Raw genomic sequence first — 17785 nt, forward strand, 5'->3', positions numbered from 1 at the left:
GAGAACTGACCCGGGATTGGGCGGTTTTTCCATTGAGAAGTGACCCATGTTTGAACCCACCCCTGCTGGTTGATCGCAGGGGATTTTGGAGTGATAGACATGGCGTTACTGAGCGTTATCCGACGCTGGCATCTGCGGGATGGACATTCGATCCGGGAGATTGCACGGCGCACGGGACTGTCGCGGAACACGATCCGCAAATACCTGCGATCCGACGAGGTGGAGCCCCGCTTCCAGGTGCCGGATCGGCCGAGCAAGCTTGATGCCTATGCCGAGCGGCTGTCGGCCTGGCTGAGGACGGAAGCAAACAGGCCGCGCAAGCAGAAGCGCACGATCAAGCAGTTGCACGCTGACCTGATGAGCCTCGGCTATGAGGGCTCATATGGTCGTGTCGCCGCCTTTGCGCGAGCCTGGAAGGAAGAGCGCCAACGTCAGATGCAAACGAGCGGGCGCGGCACCTTCGTGCCGCTGGCGTTCGAGCCCGGCGAAGCGTTCCAGTTCGACTGGTCGGAAGATTGGGCGGTCATCGGCGGCGAGCGCACCAAACTTCAGGTGGCGCACTTCAAGCTCAGCTACAGCCGCGCCTTCATCGTGCGGGCCTATCCGCTGCAAACGCACGAGATGCTGTTCGATGCCCACAACCACGCCTTCCGGGTTCTGGGCGGCGTTCCCCGGCGCGGGATCTACGACAACATGCGCACGGCGGTCGACAGGATCGGCCGCGGCAAGGAGCGGCAGGTCAATGCCCGCTTCTCGGCGATGGCCAGCCATTATCTGTTCGAGACCGAGTTCTGCAATCCGGCTTCGGGCTGGGAGAAGGGGCAGGTCGAGAAGAACGTCCAGGATTCCCGCCACCGGCTATGGCAACCGATACCACGCTTTCCATCACTGGAAGCCCTGAACGACTGGCTGGAGCAGCGGTGTCGGGAGCTGTGGCAACAGATTCCCCACGGCCTCAGGCCGGGAACGATCGAGGACATCCGGGCCGAGGAAGCACGGTTCCTGATGCCGATGCCACGCCTCTTCGACGGCTTCGTCGAATACACCAAGCGGGTCTCTCCGACCTGCCTGGTCCATCTGGAGCGCAATCGCTACAGCGTGCCGGCGTCCTTCGCCAATCGGCCAGTCAGCCTCAGGGTCTATCCAGAACGGATCGTGGTTGCCGCGGAGGGGCATATCGTATGCGAGCATCCCCGCATCATCGAGCGGTCGCATGACGGCCCCGGTCGCACCGTCTACGACTGGCGTCACTATCTGGCGGTCATCCAGCGCAAGCCCGGTGCTCTGCGCAACGGCGCTCCCTTTACTGAACTCCCCGAAGCCTTCAAACGGCTGCAGCAGCACCTGCTCAGGAAGCCCGGCGGCGACCGCGAGATGGTCGAGATCCTGTCGCTCGTCCTGCAACATGACGAGCAGGTCGTGCTGACCGCCGTCGAGATGGCGTTGCAGGGCGGCGTTCCGACCAAGGTCCACATCCTCAATCTCCTGCACAGGCTGGTCGACGGCAAGCCGATCGAGACGCCGATCGTGGATGCGCCGCAGGCGCTGAGCCTGGCCAAGGAGCCGCAAGCCAATGTCGAGCGCTACGATGCTCTGCGCCAGACCCGGGAGGTACATCATGCGTCATGATCCCGCCAGCGGCGCTATCGTCATCATGCTCAGAAGCCTTAAAATGCACGGCATGGCGCAAGCCGTCGCCGAACTCACCGAGCAGGCTTCACCCGCCTTCGAGTCCGCCATCCCCATCCTGTCGCAACTCCTGAAGGCCGAGATGGCCGAGCGGGAGGTCAGGTCCGTGGCCTATCAACTCAAGGCAGCCCGCTTCCCGGTCTATCGCGACCTGGCCGGCTTCGACTTCGCCAGCAGCGAGATCAACGAGGCCCTCGTGCGCCAGCTCCATCGATGCGAGTTCACGGACAATGCCAACAATGTCGTGCTTGTCGGCGGCCCCGGCACCGGCAAGACCCACATTGCCACCGCCCTCGGCGTGCAGGCGGTCGAGCATCATCGCAAGCGTGTCCGCTTCTTCTCCACCGTCGAACTCGTCAACACGCTCGAGCAGGAGAAGGCCCAGGGCAAGGCCGGCCAGATCGCCAATCGGCTCGCTCATTCCGATCTCGTCATCCTCGACGAACTCGGATACCTGCCCTTCAGCGCATCAGGCGGGGCGCTGCTGTTCCATCTGCTGAGCACGCTCTACGAGCGCACCAGCGTCGTCATCACCACCAACCTCAGCTTCAGCGAATGGGCGACCGTCTTCGGCGACGCCAAGATGACGACGGCGCTGCTCGATCGGCTCACCCATCACTGCCACATCCTGGAGACCGGAAACGACAGCTTCCGCTTCAAGAACAGCTCTGCCCAGACCACACCGACAAAGAAGGAGAAAGCACCCACCTTGACTAAGTCCTGAGACCCAAACCATACATGAAGGCGGGTCACTTCTCGGCGAAAATCCCGGGTCAGCTCTCAGCGGAAATCAACAAATAAGTGAACAACGGTAAACTTACCGGTACGCAGGCGAGAAATCCCAAAGGAACGGCCCAAGCCAGGCGTTTCAGGCGACCGCAGCCCCCTCACCCGCCCCGTCCATACCTCTGAACAAACGCTCTCGCTGCGTAGTCGAGCGCGAAGCCGATGACGCCGATGGCGATGACGGTAGCCATCAATTCGGGATAGGCAAGGCGGTCTCGGGTATCGAGGATGAAGTAGCCGAGGCCGGCCTGCACGCCCAGCATCTCGCACGGCACCAGCACGATCCAGGTAATGCCGATGGCAAGGCGAAGGCCGGTGAGCACGTTGCCGAGCACGCCGGGGATGATGACGCGCGTCAGCGTCTCCCAGCGCGTCGCGCCCGGTACACCAGCATTATATCCATTCACTAGGGGAGGCCACCAGCCAGTGGCGGTCGAGCTGGCGCACGCCGGCGGCCGTGTTGAGCAGAATCGGCCAGACCGCCGCGAAGGCGAGCAGGAAGTAGATCGGCGCGTCGCCCACGCCGAACACCATCACCGCGATCGGCATCCATGACAGCGGCGAGATCATGCGCAGGAACTGGAAGGCCGGCGTCGTCGCCGATTCCGCCAGCCGGGAGGCGCCGACGAGAAGGCCGAGCGGAATCCCAACGGCAAGTGCCGCGGCAAGGCCGATCAGCACGCGCTTGAGGCTGACGCCGATATGCACCCACAGGTCCGGGCCGCTCAGCAGCGTCACCAGCGCCGGCAGCGCGGCGGTCGGCGAGAAGCGGCGGGCAAAGCTCTTCTCGCCCGCGAAAATGTCCGTGGCAAGCCACCAGGCGATCAGGATGAGGACGAGGCCGACGAGCCCCAGCGCGACATGCAGCGCACGGCGCTGCAGCTCCGCTGAAGCAGTCTTTCTTGCCGGGGCAACCGCGGGCTGCCGGGTCTCGTCCGCAATGACAGTCACGCCTGGATTACCTCCTGACGGTCGAAGGAATCCGCAAGGCCGAAGGCCTGCAGGCCGCCGGCTTCCGCGATTGCCTTCTTCACGAAGCTGTCGTCGACGAGGTCCTTGGCGGCAAAGGCCGGGTCGAGCGCGTCGAGGAAGGCGCGGTCGCCCTCGACATGGGTTTCCTTCAAGAGCTTCACCAGTTCCTCGGTATAGGTCGGGAACGGATAGGGCTGGAAGTCGATGCGGCGGTCGCGCCACTCCGGATGTTTGACCGCGCCGGTCTTGACGTATTCGGCGAGGTCCTCGTCGGTGGGCGTCAGCACGCGCGACAGGATTTCCGGGCTGTGCGGCGTGTACTTCTGCTCGTTGGCGGAGGAAAGCAGCTGCGCGGTCTCGGCGCGGTTGTCGCGCGTCCACAGCTGCGCCTTCACCATCGCGTTGACGACCTTCTGCGACCATTCGGGGCGCTCGGAAAGGTCCTGCTCGTTCATGAAGACGACGCAGCAGGCGTGGTCTTTCCAGACATCGCCGGTAAAGCGCAGCACCTTGCCGACCTGGTTGACCTCGGCGGCGGCGTTGAAAGGCTCGGCGACGATGTAGCCGGCGATCTGGCCGGCGGCGAGCGCTGGCACCATGTCCGACGGCGCCATGATCAGCAGGTTCACCTCGTCGGCCGCGATCTCGCCCGACGGGCGGGTGACCGGCTTCAGGCCGTTCTCGCGCAGCAGCTTTTGCAGCACGACATTGTGGATCGAGTACCAGAATGGGATCGCAACCGTCTTGCCGCCGAGTTCGGCCACCGAATTGATGTCGTGGCCAACCGTCAGGCCCGAGCCGCTGGTGTGGTTCCAGGCTACCACCTTCGCCGGCGTCTTGCTGCCATAGCGCGCCCAGACGGTGATCGGTGACAGCAGGTGCACGACATTGACCTGCCCGGCCAGGAACGCCTCGACGATCTGCGACCAGCCGCGGAACAGCACCGGCTTCTCGACCTTGAGGCCCTCGGCCTCGAAGAAGCCTTTGCCGTGCGCGACGAGCAGCGGCGTCGCATCGGTGATCGGCAGGTAGCCGACGCGCACCGGCTCGTCGTCCGACTGGGCGCGTGCCTTGCGCATGTTGAGGAACGGCATGGCGCCGGAAGCCGTCAGAAGCGCGGAAAGCTTCACGATATCGCGGCGGGAGAAGAGAAAATCATCCGTCGGCATGGGTGTGGTCCATTCAGTGGCGGCGAACCGCGTTGCGAAGCGTTGAGACGATCTCGACGCGGATCTGGCCGAGTTCTTCGACGAAATCCTCGCGAGGTTTTGGCAGGTCGATGGTCCACTCGCCGATTTGCGATGCGGGCGAACCACCAAGCAGGATGATGCGGTCGGAGACGAGCAGCGCCTCGTCGATGTCGTGCGTGACGAGCACTGCAGCTGTCCCGTAGTCGCTGACGACCTTGACCAGGAGGCGCTGCATTTCCGAACGCGTCACTTCATCGAGCGCGCCGAACGGCTCGTCGAGGAGCAGCACCTGCGGCTCGCGCGCAAGGCAGCGGGCAAGTGCCGCGCGCTGCGCCATGCCGCCGGAAAGCGCTGCAGGGCGCAGTTTTCGCGCATGGGAAAGCCCAACTTCGCGGATCGCCTGGTCAACGCGGGCCGTAAGTTCGACGCGGGAAATCTTTGGCTGGCGCCTGAAGTCGAGGCCGAAGGCAACGTTCGCCTCAAGGTCGAGCCACGGCAGCAGCGCCGGGTTCTGGAACGCCATCGCCAGGCGCGGGTGAACGCCCGAGACGACGCGCCCTGCCGTCTGCACCTCGCCGGTGCTCGGCGGCTGGAGCCCGGCCAGCACGCGCAAGAGGCTCGACTTGCCGACGCCGCTCGATCCCAGGAGCGAGACGATCTCGCCCTCGGCGAGATCGAGACTGAAGCCGCTCAGCACCGGCTTGTCAGCGCCGTCATAGCGCAGGCCGATGTTGCGGGCGCTCAGCGCGGGAGTCTGCGGGACGACGCGGGCAACGTTCATGCGGCCTTCTGCCTCTCAAGCAGGGCCGCCTTGAGCTGCACCAGGCTCGGCGTGATGACCGGCACGAAGGCCGCCTCGCGCCAGCGGCGGGCGAACGCGCGGCCGGGGCCGGCGAGGTACGCCTTGCCCCCGGACGCCTGCAGTTCGAGCGACACCGCCTCAGCGACGATCTCGGCAAGCTCGATGCGAAGCTCGAACAGCGGAGCGGCATTGGCCTCGAACTCGCGAGAGCGCAGGCCGGCATACATCCGCGCCTCTGCCCTGGCGAGCTGCTGGCTCAACTGCGCGATCGGCTCGCCCAGCACGCTGCGGCCAGCGCCGGCGACCTTGCCGGCTTCGGCGAGCGCGCGGCGCGCAAGGCCGATCGACATGCCGCACTGGAGGCCCGCGAAGGCCGGACGAACCTTCGGCAGCCACTGGCCGGCATTGTCGGAGAGGATGCGGTCGCGGCCGATGCGCACACCGGTGATGGTGACGGCGGCCGTATCCGACGAGCACATGCCCATCAGCTGCAGGTCGTCGGAGCGAGAGAGTCCCTCGTCGTCATGCGACAGCGCAACCACCAGCGCCGGGCCGCCATCGGCCTGGTCGACCGCCGCCGCGACATGGAAGCCTTCGCGGCGAAGGTTCGTCACCCACGGCATCTTGCCGTCGAGGACGAGCTCGTCGCCTTCCCTGCGCGCCACGATCTGCAGCGGCTCGAGGCCGGCGAGGAACTTCATGGCGTTGGAAAGTCCCGTCGCGCCGGCGACGCGGCCGTCGAGAATTTCGGCAAGCTGCCGCTCCTCCAGCGTCCGGTTGGGGCTCTGCAGGAGATATTCGACATAGGTGCGCTGGCCCCAGAGGATGAAGGCCGCGGCCAGCGATTCCTCGGCAACGGCAGCAATGGTGGCGACGGCATCGACGATGTCGCCGCCCGCGCCGCCCTTGTTTGCCGGAACACCCGCGCGAACCAGCCCTGCCCCGGCGAGACGCGGCAGGATCTCGGCGGCGGGAACCGCACCGGTGTCAACGTCGCAGGCAACGCCTGCGAGCCACTCGACGAGATCGGCAGGAAGGTTCACGCGCGCGCTCATTCTGCTGCTGCCCGTGCTGCTTCCGGCTGCCAGCGATACGGCTCGAGCTGCTCGTTGAGCGGCGGCTGGCCGAGATTGTTGGCGAAGTTGCAGAGCGTCGCGAGGCTGACGCCGAGCACGACTTCCAGCGCCTGCTGGTCGGTGTAGCCGGCTGCCTTGAAGGTCGCGAGCGCATCGTCGGAGACGGCGCCGCGGGCGGCGATCACTTCCTCGGTGAAGCGGGCGACGGCGTTGAGGCGGGCATCCGGCACGGTCGTCTTGTTGCGCAGCGCCTCGACGATGGCCTCTTCAAGGTGGGCCTTCTTGTAGCCGATGGCGGTGTGTCCGGCGACGCAGAAGCCGCATCCGTGGGTCGCGGCAGCGGTAATCTGCACGGCCTCGCGCTCGGCGAGCGTCAGCGAGGCGCGGGCGTTGATGCCGCCGACGGTGAGGTAGGTTTCGAGCGCGACCGGAGCGTTGGCAAGCACGCGCAGGAGGTTCGGCAGGTAACCGTTGTTCTTCTGGGCTGTGGCAAGGCGTTCCTTCGCCTCGTCCGGAGCATCTTCAATGGTGCGCAGCGGCAAGCGGGACATTTATATCTCCTCGCGGGGTAAATTTTTCTAATGTCTGGCCAAATCTATCATCCGGACCGCAGGAAGCCCCGATCAAGGCCTCACAAATTCCCGCAGAATCTGAGAATGTTGTTCTGCCTGACCTTGCAGTAATGGAAACGGTTGCTGCCGCAAAAGCTTTGCGCAGTTGGCAACGTCCGAGTTTCAGGACAACATGGACTTGTGGAGGAAATTTCGCGGCGGAGGCGGCTCTTCGGCTGAGGATGTCGCCAAAATCCGCTTGAAATCGATTTCATTTTGCTCTTACAATCGATTTCATCAGTTCGCACTAAGGGAGGAACCTGTGAAGAAACTGACCCTGCTCGCACTCGCCGGCGTAGCCGCCGCTGCGATCTCTGCCTCATCCGTATCCGCTGCAGACTACAAGATCGGCCTCTCCAACGGTTGGGTCGGTTCCGAGTGGCGCACCCAGATGATCGAGGAAGCCCAGGCCGCCGCCGCTGCCTGGAAGGAACGTGGCCACAATGTCGAGGTCGTGGTGCAGAGCGCCAATGTCGACGTGCCGGGCCAGATCGCCCACGTCCGCAACTTCATCAATGAAGGCGTCGACGCGATCATCATCAACCCGAACAGCCCGACCGCCTTCGACCCGGTCTTCGCACAGGCCAAGGAAGCCGGCATCCTGGTGATCTCCACCGACGCCGAGGTCTCCTCCCCGGATGCGATCTATGTCGGCATCGACCAGACGGCCTGGGGCGCAGCTGGCGCCGAATGGCTCGCCAAGACCCTGAATGGCAAGGGCAACGTCGTCGCCATCAACGGCGTCGCCGGCCACCCGGCCAACGAGATGCGCGTCGCCGGCTACCGTTCGGTGTTCGAGAAGTATCCGGACATCAAGGTCGTCAACGAGGTCAACGCGAACTGGGATCAGGCGCAGGGCCAGCAGGCCATGCAGAATCTCCTCGCCACCAACCCGGACATCAACGGCGTTTGGGTTCAGGACGGCATGGCCGCCGGCGCCTGGAAGTCGATCATGGATGCGGGCAAGGCCGGCGACATCGCGGCGACCGGCGAAATCCGCAAGGACTTCATCGACCTCTGGACCTCCGAGAAGCTGAACTCCGGCGCGTCCGTGAACCCGCCCGGCGTGATGGCCTCGGCGCTCAACGTCGCCGTCTTCATGCTTGAAGGCCGCGAGCTCAAGGAGCCGGCAACGGCTGGCCAGTACGGCAACGCCATGTACCTGCCGATTCCGTTCATCGACTCGAGCAACCTCGCCGAGGCTGCAAAGCAGGTCGAGGGCAAGCCGGGCTACTACTCCTTCACCAGCGCCCTCTCGATCGAAGAGGCCGAGGCGCTGTTCAAGTAAACCATCCTGACGAGCCGGAAGCGGGGTCCCCCCGCTTCCGCAACAGGGCAGGAGTTTTCCGACATGGCAAAGCTGAAGATCAGCGGCGTAAGCAAGGCTTACGGCGCAACGGTGGCGCTCAGCCGCGGCGACCTCGAGCTTGAAGCTGGCGAGGTGCACGTCCTCATCGGCTCGAACGGATCCGGCAAGAGCACGCTCTGCAAGATCGTCGCCGGCTCGGTGCGGCCCGACAAGGGCGAGGTGCTGCTCGACGGCAAGCCCGTCACCATGAGCGGTCCGCGCGCTTCCAAGGCGCTCGGCATCGGCATCTTCTACCAGGAACTCAGCCTCGCCGCGCGGCGCACGGTCGAGGAGAACATCTGCCTGCCCGACCTGCCGATGAAGGGCCCCTTCATCGACCGCAAGGCTTTGTCCGAGCGCGCACGGCGCTACATCGAACTGTTTGACGGCGTCACTGGCGAAGGCTTTGCGCCGGACCTCACCGTCGACGTACTGCGCGCCGACCAGCGCCAGCTGGTCGAGATCATGAAGACGCTCGCGAGCGAAGCGCAGATCCTGATCTTCGACGAGCCGACGTCCGCGCTCGACCGCGCCCAGGTCGACCGCTTCTTCGAAATCCTGCGCCGCCTCAAGAGCGAAGGCCGCGCCATCGTCTTCATCTCGCACCGCATGGACGAGATCTTTGCTCTCGGCGACCGCGTCACCGTGTTGCGCGACGGCGCCACCGTCGGCACCTCCCGCATTGCCGACACCAACGCGCAGGAAGTCGTGCGCATGATGGTGGGCGAGGAACCGACGCTTGCCGAACATGCCGACGCCGCGCCGCAGGCGACAGGGCCGGTCGCGCTGAAGCTTTCCTCCCTCTCCGGCATCGGTTTTTCCGATGTCAGCTTCGAGGTGCGCCAAGGCGAGATCCTTGGCCTCGGCGGGCTCCACGGCCAGGGCCAGTCGTCGGTGCTGCGCGCGCTGTTTGGCGCGGGCTCGGTCGCGACCGGCGATGTAACGCTGGACGGCGGCGCCTACCACCCGCACGATCCGCGCGCGGCGATCCGCGCGGGCCTCGCCTATGTCTCCGGCGACCGCGGCCGCGATGGCGTCATCCAGGGCCGGCCGATCCTCGAAAACCTCACGCCGATCCATTTCCTGCGCAACCGGCTCGCGCTCGCCAGCCCATCCGTGCTGAAGGCAAAGGCGACGCCCGCCGTCGAAGCGCTGAAGACGAAGTTCGCCAGCTTCTCGCATCCCATCGGATCGCTCTCCGGCGGCAACCAGCAGAAGATCGTCATCGCCCGCTGGCTGATCGACCGGCCGAAGGTGCTGCTGCTCGACGATCCGACCAAGGGCATCGACCTTGCCGCCAAGAGCGATCTGTTCGCGCTGGTGCGCCGGCTTGCCGCCGAGGGCATGGCCATTGTGCTCTATTCGTCGGAGGACGCGGAGCTGCTGGCCAACTCCGACCGCATCCTCGTCTTTAATGGCGGCCGCATCACCCGCGAGCTCACCGGCGCCGAGCGCACGCGCTTCAACCTCTACGAAGCAGCCTACGAGGCCGCGTGATGAGGAACTTTTCTTCTTGCAAATCGGGCCGCTTGGCACCCCCACCCCTTACCCCTCCCCACAAGGGGGAGGGGGAACTTGCAAGGCTTGCGCTCAAACAGGTGCAAACTGCGACTTCAGCGCCAACTGCGCTGCGCGCGGATGGGCTTGAACTCGGCCTCCCGCGTCGAGGGCTGTCGTCTCAACGATCGAGGCGCGCGGACATCTCAGAATCCCCCTCCCCCTTGTGGGGAGGGGTAAGGGGTGGGGGTGCTGTGCCGGCCTCCGCGACCCGCGTGAAGGACCGCCTGTCACGTCCAAATCCACCGATCCCCTCCCCGTCACAGGAGAAGGCATGATGGTTGATGCTGTTGCCAAGCCGCCGCGCCAGCCCGGCGCGCTGAAGCGGTTCATCGAGCGATATCCGTTCGTACCGGCGCTGGTGATCATGCTGGTGCTGCTGGCGCTCAACGGAATCTGGCAGCCGCGCAGCGTCAGCCTCGTTGGCATCACCGGCCTCATCAAGACCTACATGGCGCTGATGCTGCTCGCCGTCGCCCAGACCTATGTCGTCTATGCCGGCGACATCGACCTGTCGGCCGGCGCGATCGTCTCGCTGGTCAACGTCGTCATCGTCGCCATCATGGCGGCGATGGGCGACAGCGGCGCATCGGTCTTCACCGCAATGGCCGCGGGGCTCGCGGTCGGGCTCGCCTGTGGCATCGTCAACGGGCTGGTCGTCGCCGCCTTCCGCCTGCAGGCGATCGTCGCCACCTTCGCGACCTCGATCTTCTTCACCGGCCTTGCGCTGTGGGTGATGCCGGTCGCGGGCACTCCCGCCCCGGCCACTTTCTGGCGCACCTATGGCGGGCGCATCCTCGAAATCCCGTTCGTGTTCTGGGCAGCGATCGTGCTCGCCGTGATCCTCTATGTCCTGTCGCGCACCCGCCATTCGCTGCAGCTGCTGGCCGTGGGCGATGACGCGCAGGGCGCCTACCAGAGCGGCCTGCGGGTGACGGCGATCCGCATCCGTGGCTATGCCTTTTGCGGCCTGTTCGCGGCGCTCGCAGCCTTCTGCATCACCGGCGATACCGCCAGCGGCGATCCGCTCGTCGGCGGCAAGATGACCCTTTATTCGGTCGCGGCCGTTGTGCTCGGCGGCACCGCGCTTGCGGGCGGCTATGGCACCGTCGTCGGCTCCGTCTTCGGCGCGCTCATCATCGGCCTCATCAATTCGCTGGTCTACTTCGTCGGCACGCCGTCCGAATGGCAGAACCTGGTGCAGGGCCTCGCCATCCTTGTCGCGCTGGTTGCGGGCATCCTGATCGGCCGGAGGGCGCGCGCATGACCCAGGTCCCGGAAATGCTCAAGAACCCCATTTTCGTCGCGCTGGCGCTGATCGTCCTGCTGCTCTTCGCCGGCGAGATGCTGTCGCCGGGCTTTGCCTCGCCGACGCAGATCATGCGCCTTTTGATCGTCGCGGCCCTGCTCGGCATCGTCGCGGCCGGCCAGAACCTCGTCATCCTCGGCGGGCGCGAAGGCATCGACCTTTCGGTCGGCGGCGTCGTTTCGCTGGCGGCGATCATCGCCGGCAATCTGATGGACGGCCAGAACGCGGGCATCCCGCTCGCCATCCTCGGCTGCATCGCCGCCGGCGCCATCATCGGCCTCATCAACGGCGTCGGCGTCACGCTGATGCGCATTCCCCCGCTCGTCATGACGCTCGGCATGCTCGGCGTGCTGCAGGGCCTGCTGGTCGTCATCCGCCAGGGCATCCCGTCGGGCCGCGCGGCGCCGGGCCTGTCGCAGTTCGTCACCAAGCCGATCCTGCTCGGCCTTCCCGGCATCATCTGGCTGTGGGTGCTGATCGGCCTGTTCCTCGCCTTCCTTCTGTCGCGCACCGTCTACGGCCATCGCATCTATGCGATCGGGTCCAACGAACAGGCGGCGCGCATGGCGGGCGTGCCGGTCGCCGCGATCCGCATCTCGCTGTTTGCGCTGTCGGGCGTCTTTGCTTCCATCGCAGGCATCTGCCTGATCGGCTATTCGGGTTCGTCCTTCGCCAATGTCGGTGAGCAGTACATGCTCCCGTCGATCATCGCGGTCGTGTTCGGCGGCACGTTGCTTGCCGGCGGCAAGGGCGGCTACACCGGCACCATGGCGGGTGCGATGATGCTGACCGTGCTGCAGGGCATCCTAACCACCGTCAACATCGACGAATCCGGCCGCCAGATGATCTTTGGCGCAACGCTCCTGTTGCTGATGCTGTTCTACGGCCGCGGGAAGGCCATGCGCGCATGAGCGGTCGCAGGCCCAAGATCAAGGACATCGCCGAGAAGGTGGGCGTGTCGCCCGCCACCGTCTCGCGCGCGCTTTCGGGCAGCGGGCTCGTCGCCGAGCCGACGCTGAGCCGGATCCGCGAAACGGCACGGGCAATGAACTACCGGCCGAACGTCAGCGCGCGCAATCTGCGCACCCAGCGCTCGATGTCGGTGCTGATGGTCGTGCGCGACATCGGCAACCCGTTCTATCTGGAGGTCATGAAGGGCGTCGAGGAGGCGGCGAGTGCCGCCGGCTATGCGGTGCTGATGGGCAATACCCAGAACGATCGCCGCCGCGAGATGGAGTATTTCGACATGCTCCGCGACGGCCATGCGGACGGCATGATCCTGATGACCGGCAAGCTGCCACCAAAACTAGAGGCCGAGCGCGAGGCGCTGCCGCTGGTGGTCGCTCTCGAAACCATCGAAGGCTATGGCCTGCCGCATGTGCAGGTCGACAATTTCCGCGCCGCGCGCGAGGCGGTCGAGCACCTGATCGGCCTTGGCCACACCCGCATCGCCCACCTCACCGGCCCGCTGCCGGAGGTGATGGCGACGCTGCGCCGCGACGGCTGGCGCGCGGCTATGGAGGCGGCGAACCTGCCGATCCTGCCGGGCTACGAGCAGCGCGGCGACTACCTGCTCGCAACCGGGCACGAACTCGGCGCGAAACTCTGCGACCTGCCCGAGCCGCCGACGGCGATCTTCTGCGCCAATGACGAGATGGCGTTCGGCGTCATCCACGAGCTTCGCCGCCGTGGGCTCGACGTGCCGGGCGACGTCTCTGTGGTCGGCTTCGACGACATTTATCTGAGCAAGGCGCTGTTCCCGCCGCTGACGACGGTGAGCCAGCCGCGCGCCGACATCGGCCGCAAGGCAATGTCGCTGCTGCTCGACGTGATGGGCGAGGCCGAGCTTTCGCCCGAGCCCATCGTGATGCCTACCACGCTGAAAATTCGCGGGACCACCGGTCCCGTCCGCATGACCTGAGGGAGAGTTATTTCATGGCTGAGATCAGAGACAGACTGCGCGTCGGCTTCGTCGGCTCGGGCTTCATCGCCCACTTCCACCTGAAGTCGATGGTGGGCGTGCGCAATGTCGATGTCACCGGCGTCTACAGCCGCAGCGCCGAGAAGCGCCAGAAGTTCGCCGATGCCGTTGCAGAGCTCGGCCTTGGCACCTGCCGCACTCATGAGACGCTGGAATCGCTGCTGACCGCCGACGATGTCGACGCGATCTGGATCCTGTCGCCGAACGACACCCGCCTCGGCGTTATGCGCGAACTGCACCGCCTCAAGAAGGACGGCCGCAGCCAAGTCTTCGCTGTTGCCTGCGAAAAGCCGCTCGCCCGCACGGTTGCCGAAGCACGCGAGATGGTTCGCCTCGTCGATGATGCCGGGCTCAACCACGGCTATCTCGAAAACCAGGTGTTCTGCACGCCCGTCCTGCGCGGCAAGGAGATCATCTGGCGCCGAGCAGCCTCGACCACCGGCCGCCCGTATCTCGCCCGCGCCGCGGAAGAACACTCCGGCCCGCACGAGCCGTGGTTCTGGCAGGGCGACAAGCAGGGCGGCGGCGTTCTGTCCGACATGATGTGCCACTCGGTCGAGGTCGCGCGTCACCTGCTGACCGCGCCGGGCGCAAAGCGCAACTCGCTGAAGGTCAAGGCCGTCAACGGCACGGTGGCGAACCTCAAGTGGACGCGGCCGTTCTATGCCGACCAGCTCAAGAGCCGGTTCGGCGCGGAGGTCGACTACCGCAATCGTCCGTCGGAGGATTTCGCACGGGGCACGGTGGAGCTCGAGGACGAGGACGGCAACGAGCTGATGATCGAGGCGACGACCTCGTGGGCTTATGTCGGCGCGGGCCTGCGTATCCAGCTCGAACTGCTCGGGCCGGAATATGCGATGGAGTTCAACTCGCTTTCAACCGGCCTCAAGGTGTTCATGTCGCGCGCCGTGACCGGCGCCGAGGGCGAAGACCTGGTCGAGAAGCAGAATGCCGAGCAGGGTCTGATGCCGGTGCTCGAGGACGAGGCCGGCGTCTACGGCTACACCGACGAGAACCGCCACATGGTCGAGTGCTTCCGCAAGGGCGAAACGCCGCTCGAGACGTTCCATGACGGTCTGGCGGTCGTCGAGATCCTGATGGGCCTCTATATGTCTTCGGAGCTTGGCCGCACCGTCCGCTTCCCGGAACCGGAGCTGGAGAACTATGTCCCTGTCGTCGCACGTGCGCGCTGAGGCGCAGAGCCCGCGCGACCTGCTCTCCGACGAGATGCGCCGGCAGAACGCCGACGCTCTCGCCAGTCTCGACACCAACCGCGAACGCGCTGCGGAAATCGCAGCGCGCCTGCGGCAGTCGGGCCGGCTGCTTCTCCTCGGCATGGGCGCCTCGCACTGGGCAAACCGCATGGCGGTGGCTTTCTACCGCGCGGCCGGCATCGATGCGCATGCCGAACCGATCTCGGAAGACTTGCGCCAGCCGGAAACGCCGTTCGAGCGCGTGGTGATGCTGACCTCCCAGTCCGGTAATTCCGGCGAGGTCCGCCTCTGGCTTAACCGCAACCCTGATCGTGCCGATGTCTTCGGCCTGACGCTACAGGCCGACAGCGTGCTCGGGTCCTCGGTACCGTCGCTGATCGGCGTCGGTCCGCGCGAGATCCCGTTCGCGGCGACGCGCAGTATCGTCATCACGCTCGCGCTGCATGCAGCCGTACTGGAGGCGCTTGGTACCGACATTTCGGATCTGCGGACCCTCTGGGCGCAGCCGTTCACGCATCCCGATCTGCCTCAGGCAGCCGTTTCGGCGCTGTCCGGCTGCTCGTCGCTGTTCCTGGCAACGCGCGGCCAGTGCGTGCCAGCGCTCGAATGCTGCGCGCTGACCTACATGGAGCTTGCCCGCACGCCTGCGATCGCGCTCGAGCTCGGACAGCTGATCCACGGGCCGCAGGAGGCTCTCGGTCCCTCCACCGCGCTTCTGCTCGTCCGTCCCGCCGGTCCTGACGCCATGAACATCACGCGCTTCGCCTGGCAGGCGCGCTCGTGGGGCGTGCCGCTCGTCATGTTCGACATCGGCAATGACATGCCGGACGTCGAAGGCGCTGCCATCGTCCGCCTGCCGCAGGCCGAGGGACTTGCCGCTATCGCGCGGGTCCTGCCGGCGGTGCAGGCGCTCGTCATCGACGCGGCGGCGCGACGTGTGCCCGACATGGGCGTGCCGCAGCGCTCCTCGAAAGTAACGGACGGCGAAGGATGACCGCGCCCATCCTCGTCCTCGGCAATGTGAATGTCGACCTCGTCCTCGGCCCGGTCGATGGCTGGCCGGCCATCGGTACCGAGATCGAGGTCGAGCGCGCCGAAATGCGCGCCGGCGGTTCTGCCGGCAATACCGCTCTGGCGCTCTCGGGCCTCGACGAGCCGCACCTGCTCGTCGCCTCTACCGGCGACGACCCGAACGGCATCTGGCTGCGTGGCGAGTTCGACGCGCGCTTCAGCGACTGGATCGTCGATCCCGGCATGACGACGACGACGGTCGGCATCGTCCATACCGGCGGCGATCGGGCCTTCTTCACGACGCCCGGCCATCTGCAGCGGGCGGCACCCGAACCTCTGCTTGAGCGGATCGACCGTGCCCCGCGCGAGGGTGCCGTTGCCATCCTCTCCGGCAACCTGCTGATGCCGCGCATCCGCAATGCGACGAGCCGTATCCTTGCTGAACTGCGGGCGCGCGGATGGCAGACTGCGATTGATCCCGGCTGGCCGCCGCAGGGCTGGACCGAAAAATTCCGGCAGACATTCGTCGAATGGCTCGGCCTTGCCGACCACATCCTGCTCAACGAGGAGGAGGTTTCAGGCTTCGGCGGCGCCGACGCCATACTCGGCCTGCTGCCATCCGCCTCAACTCTGGTGGTCAAGCGCGGGCCGGAAGGCGCGGTCGCGTGGCGCAATGGCGAAGAAATCAGGGTTGCCGCTCCGAAGGTCGAGGTAATCGACACCGTCGGCGCCGGCGACACTTTCAATGCCGCCTATCTCGCCCGGCATGTGGCCGGCGCTTCGCTGGAAGAAGCCTTGCGCCACGGCGTCGAGGTGGCATCCTTCGCCGTGTCCACCTTCCCGCGCAGCTACGGTCCGGCTCAGAAGTAGCCGGCGATCTGCTCGAACAGGAAGCGGGCCGAGACCAGCAACAGGAAGCAGCCGAAGGCAACCTCCAGCTTCCGCTTCGGCAGCGCGTGCGCAATCTTCACGCCGATCGGCGCGGTCATGACGCTGGTCGGCGTGATCAGCAGCACGCCCACCAGCGACACGAAGCCGAGCGCGAACGGCGGCTGGATCATCGCGACGTTCGGAAACTCGGCCGCACGCGGCCATCCGGCCAGAATGTAGCCCAGTGCGCCCGGAATCGAGATCAGCACGCCGAGGCCGGAAGAGGTCGACACCGCCTGGTGGATCGGCCGGCCATAGAAGGTCATGAACAGGCTCGAAAGCTGCCCGCCGCCGATGCCCATCAGCGACGAAAGCACGCCGATCAGCACACCGTAGAGGCGCATCACCAGCTTGCCGGGCATGGTGTCGGAGATCTTCCAACTGTCCTTGCCGAACTGGAGCCTGAGCGCCGAGACACCGGCAACGACGATAAACACCGCCTTGAAGAGGTCCGCCGGCGCGTAGCGGGCAATCACGCCGCCCGCGACAACGCCCAGCACCACCGGCACCGCCCAGACGCGGATGATCGACAGGTCCACCGTGCCGCGCTTGTGGTGCGCCGTGAACGAGCGGATCGAGGTGGGGATGATGATCGCAAGCGAGCTGCCGACCGCGAGCGGCATGCGGATTTCGTCCGGGACCTCGAGCACGCGGAAAAGCTCGTAGAGCACCGGCACGATCACTGCGCCACCGCCCACGCCGAAGACGCCGGCGAGAATGCCGGTCACCGCGCCTGCCGCCAGCAGGCCCACGATGATGACGATGATCTCGGTCAGGTTCACGTCCAACATGCTGGCTCGCTCGTCCCTACTCGCAAAGAAATGGCGCCGAACGGCGCTTCTGCGACCGCACTAGCACGGGCAGCGGTTGCCGCAAATGGCAGCGACGCGATAGGCCGAACCGGAACCGGCGGATTTTCGAGCTAAGGATCAGCGGCGCTTAGCGCGCACGCGCGCCTGCTGCAGGCGCCGGCAGTGCAGACATTCGAGCGTCGCAAGGCCCAAGGCGAGGCCAAGATTGTAGGCAACCAGCCACGATGCGGCCTGGAACAGCGCGTCAGCCACGGAGGAAGAGGAGATAATCGCGAAAGCAATGACTGCAAGACCGGCGACGAACCAGACGGCGACCGGCCAGCGCATCGCCAGCACCATGCCGATCATGCCCGTCGCCAGAGCTGCCATCATCTGCACCGTCTCCTGCTCGTCCCCACGAGCCTAGGTATGAGCACCTTAATGCAGCGTTAGAGACTTCGTTCGAACCTGCCGCATCCCCGGCTTATGCACGGGAACCCGTTTCCGCGCACTGGAGA

General features: G+C 65.8%; 18 protein-coding genes. 10 read left to right on the forward strand and 8 right to left on the reverse strand.

Annotated features, from left to right (window positions below; all coding sequences use genetic code 11):
* Positions 1–99 precede the first annotated feature (99 nt).
* Both istA and istB read left to right on the forward strand, forming a co-directional pair.
* Positions 100–1629 (forward strand): IS21 family transposase, encoded by a 1530-nt coding sequence (istA, locus tag L610_RS08835; protein WP_144704383.1) that lies wholly within the window; start codon positions 100–102, stop codon positions 1627–1629.
* Complete coding sequence (istB, locus tag L610_RS08840; protein WP_024850044.1) at positions 1619–2413, forward strand: IS21-like element helper ATPase IstB; 795 nt, start codon at positions 1619–1621, stop codon at positions 2411–2413. The genes istA and istB overlap by 11 nt, the downstream gene beginning before the upstream one ends.
* A 163-nt stretch (positions 2414–2576) precedes the next feature.
* Here the strand turns inward: istB and L610_RS20495 are convergent, their stop codons facing one another.
* From L610_RS20495 to L610_RS08865, 6 genes are read right to left on the reverse strand one after another with little or no spacing between them, the layout of a single operon-like run.
* On the reverse strand, positions 2577–2882 hold the full coding sequence (locus tag L610_RS20495; RefSeq protein WP_246658969.1) for an ABC transporter permease: 306 nt from the start codon (positions 2880–2882) through the stop codon (positions 2577–2579).
* Complete coding sequence (locus L610_RS08845; RefSeq protein ID WP_246658970.1) at positions 2869–3426, reverse strand: ABC transporter permease; 558 nt, start codon at positions 3424–3426, stop codon at positions 2869–2871. The genes L610_RS20495 and L610_RS08845 overlap by 14 nt, the downstream gene beginning before the upstream one ends.
* The gene (locus L610_RS08850; protein WP_024846234.1) at positions 3423–4616 is read right to left on the reverse strand and encodes an ABC transporter substrate-binding protein; all 1194 of its coding nucleotides are present in this window, start codon (positions 4614–4616) and stop codon (positions 3423–3425) included. The genes L610_RS08845 and L610_RS08850 overlap by 4 nt, the downstream gene beginning before the upstream one ends.
* A 13-nt stretch (positions 4617–4629) precedes the next feature.
* The gene (locus tag L610_RS08855; protein ID WP_024846235.1) at positions 4630–5418 is read right to left on the reverse strand and encodes an ABC transporter ATP-binding protein; all 789 of its coding nucleotides are present in this window, start codon (positions 5416–5418) and stop codon (positions 4630–4632) included.
* Positions 5415–6494: an acyl-CoA/acyl-ACP dehydrogenase gene (locus L610_RS08860; protein ID WP_144704386.1), complete on the reverse strand. Its 1080-nt coding sequence runs from the start codon at positions 6492–6494 to the stop codon at positions 5415–5417. The genes L610_RS08855 and L610_RS08860 overlap by 4 nt, the downstream gene beginning before the upstream one ends.
* The gene (locus L610_RS08865; protein WP_024846237.1) at positions 6491–7066 is read right to left on the reverse strand and encodes a carboxymuconolactone decarboxylase family protein; all 576 of its coding nucleotides are present in this window, start codon (positions 7064–7066) and stop codon (positions 6491–6493) included. The genes L610_RS08860 and L610_RS08865 overlap by 4 nt, the downstream gene beginning before the upstream one ends.
* A 322-nt stretch (positions 7067–7388) precedes the next feature.
* On the opposite strand from L610_RS08865, the gene L610_RS08870 reads away from it, so the two are divergent.
* From L610_RS08870 to L610_RS08905, 8 genes are all read left to right on the forward strand, one after another.
* Entirely contained in the window at positions 7389–8414 is a 1026-nt protein-coding gene (locus L610_RS08870) for an ABC transporter substrate-binding protein (RefSeq protein WP_024846238.1), read from the forward strand.
* 63 nt (positions 8415–8477) lie between these two features.
* Positions 8478–9971 carry a sugar ABC transporter ATP-binding protein gene (locus L610_RS08875; protein ID WP_144704389.1) on the forward strand — a complete coding sequence of 498 codons (1494 nt, stop codon included), beginning with the start codon at positions 8478–8480 and terminating at the stop codon, positions 9969–9971.
* A 334-nt stretch (positions 9972–10305) separates the two neighbouring features.
* Positions 10306–11298: an ABC transporter permease gene (locus tag L610_RS08880; protein ID WP_144704392.1), complete on the forward strand. Its 993-nt coding sequence runs from the start codon at positions 10306–10308 to the stop codon at positions 11296–11298.
* Positions 11295–12251 carry an ABC transporter permease gene (locus L610_RS08885; protein ID WP_144704395.1) on the forward strand — a complete coding sequence of 319 codons (957 nt, stop codon included), beginning with the start codon at positions 11295–11297 and terminating at the stop codon, positions 12249–12251. The genes L610_RS08880 and L610_RS08885 overlap by 4 nt, the downstream gene beginning before the upstream one ends.
* Positions 12248–13261 carry a LacI family DNA-binding transcriptional regulator gene (locus L610_RS08890; protein WP_144704399.1) on the forward strand — a complete coding sequence of 338 codons (1014 nt, stop codon included), beginning with the start codon at positions 12248–12250 and terminating at the stop codon, positions 13259–13261. The genes L610_RS08885 and L610_RS08890 overlap by 4 nt, the downstream gene beginning before the upstream one ends.
* 14 nt (positions 13262–13275) lie before the next feature.
* Positions 13276–14514 (forward strand): Gfo/Idh/MocA family protein, encoded by a 1239-nt coding sequence (locus L610_RS08895; protein ID WP_144704402.1) that lies wholly within the window; start codon positions 13276–13278, stop codon positions 14512–14514.
* On the forward strand, positions 14486–15529 hold the full coding sequence (locus L610_RS08900) for an SIS domain-containing protein (RefSeq protein ID WP_144704405.1): 1044 nt from the start codon (positions 14486–14488) through the stop codon (positions 15527–15529). The genes L610_RS08895 and L610_RS08900 overlap by 29 nt, the downstream gene beginning before the upstream one ends.
* Complete coding sequence (locus L610_RS08905; RefSeq protein ID WP_144704409.1) at positions 15526–16416, forward strand: carbohydrate kinase family protein; 891 nt, start codon at positions 15526–15528, stop codon at positions 16414–16416. The genes L610_RS08900 and L610_RS08905 overlap by 4 nt, the downstream gene beginning before the upstream one ends.
* On the opposite strand, the gene L610_RS08910 is transcribed toward L610_RS08905, so the two are convergent.
* The gene (locus L610_RS08910) at positions 16407–17267 is read right to left on the reverse strand and encodes a sulfite exporter TauE/SafE family protein (protein ID WP_144704412.1); all 861 of its coding nucleotides are present in this window, start codon (positions 17265–17267) and stop codon (positions 16407–16409) included. The two genes, L610_RS08905 and L610_RS08910, sit on opposite strands and share 10 nt — an antisense overlap.
* Positions 17268–17405: 138 nt before the next feature.
* Positions 17406–17660 (reverse strand): hypothetical protein, encoded by a 255-nt coding sequence (locus L610_RS08915; protein ID WP_144704415.1) that lies wholly within the window; start codon positions 17658–17660, stop codon positions 17406–17408.
* Between the last annotated feature and the right edge of the window lie 125 nt (positions 17661–17785).

The sequence above is a fragment of the Aminobacter sp. J44 genome, assembly GCF_007829415.1.
In the GTDB taxonomy this organism is placed as follows: Bacteria; Pseudomonadota; Alphaproteobacteria; order Rhizobiales; family Rhizobiaceae; genus Aerobium.

Coding starts and splice junctions, on each gene's coding strand:
- istB (WP_024850044.1), top strand. CDS start 1,619: ATGCGTCATGATCCCGCCAGCGGCGCTATCGTCATCATGCTCAGAAGC.
- L610_RS08885 (WP_144704395.1), top strand. CDS start 11,295: ATGACCCAGGTCCCGGAAATGCTCAAGAACCCCATTTTCGTCGCGCTG.
- L610_RS08915 (WP_144704415.1), bottom strand. CDS start 17,660: ATGATGGCAGCTCTGGCGACGGGCATGATCGGCATGGTGCTGGCGATG.
- L610_RS08880 (WP_144704392.1), top strand. CDS start 10,306: ATGATGGTTGATGCTGTTGCCAAGCCGCCGCGCCAGCCCGGCGCGCTG.
- L610_RS08875 (WP_144704389.1), top strand. CDS start 8,478: ATGGCAAAGCTGAAGATCAGCGGCGTAAGCAAGGCTTACGGCGCAACG.
- L610_RS08865 (WP_024846237.1), bottom strand. CDS start 7,066: ATGTCCCGCTTGCCGCTGCGCACCATTGAAGATGCTCCGGACGAGGCG.
- L610_RS08855 (WP_024846235.1), bottom strand. CDS start 5,418: ATGAACGTTGCCCGCGTCGTCCCGCAGACTCCCGCGCTGAGCGCCCGC.
- L610_RS08860 (WP_144704386.1), bottom strand. CDS start 6,494: ATGAGCGCGCGCGTGAACCTTCCTGCCGATCTCGTCGAGTGGCTCGCA.
- L610_RS08850 (WP_024846234.1), bottom strand. CDS start 4,616: ATGCCGACGGATGATTTTCTCTTCTCCCGCCGCGATATCGTGAAGCTT.
- L610_RS08900 (WP_144704405.1), top strand. CDS start 14,486: ATGTCCCTGTCGTCGCACGTGCGCGCTGAGGCGCAGAGCCCGCGCGAC.
- L610_RS08910 (WP_144704412.1), bottom strand. CDS start 17,267: ATGTTGGACGTGAACCTGACCGAGATCATCGTCATCATCGTGGGCCTG.
- L610_RS08905 (WP_144704409.1), top strand. CDS start 15,526: ATGACCGCGCCCATCCTCGTCCTCGGCAATGTGAATGTCGACCTCGTC.
- istA (WP_144704383.1), top strand. CDS start 100: ATGGCGTTACTGAGCGTTATCCGACGCTGGCATCTGCGGGATGGACAT.
- L610_RS08890 (WP_144704399.1), top strand. CDS start 12,248: ATGAGCGGTCGCAGGCCCAAGATCAAGGACATCGCCGAGAAGGTGGGC.
- L610_RS08895 (WP_144704402.1), top strand. CDS start 13,276: ATGGCTGAGATCAGAGACAGACTGCGCGTCGGCTTCGTCGGCTCGGGC.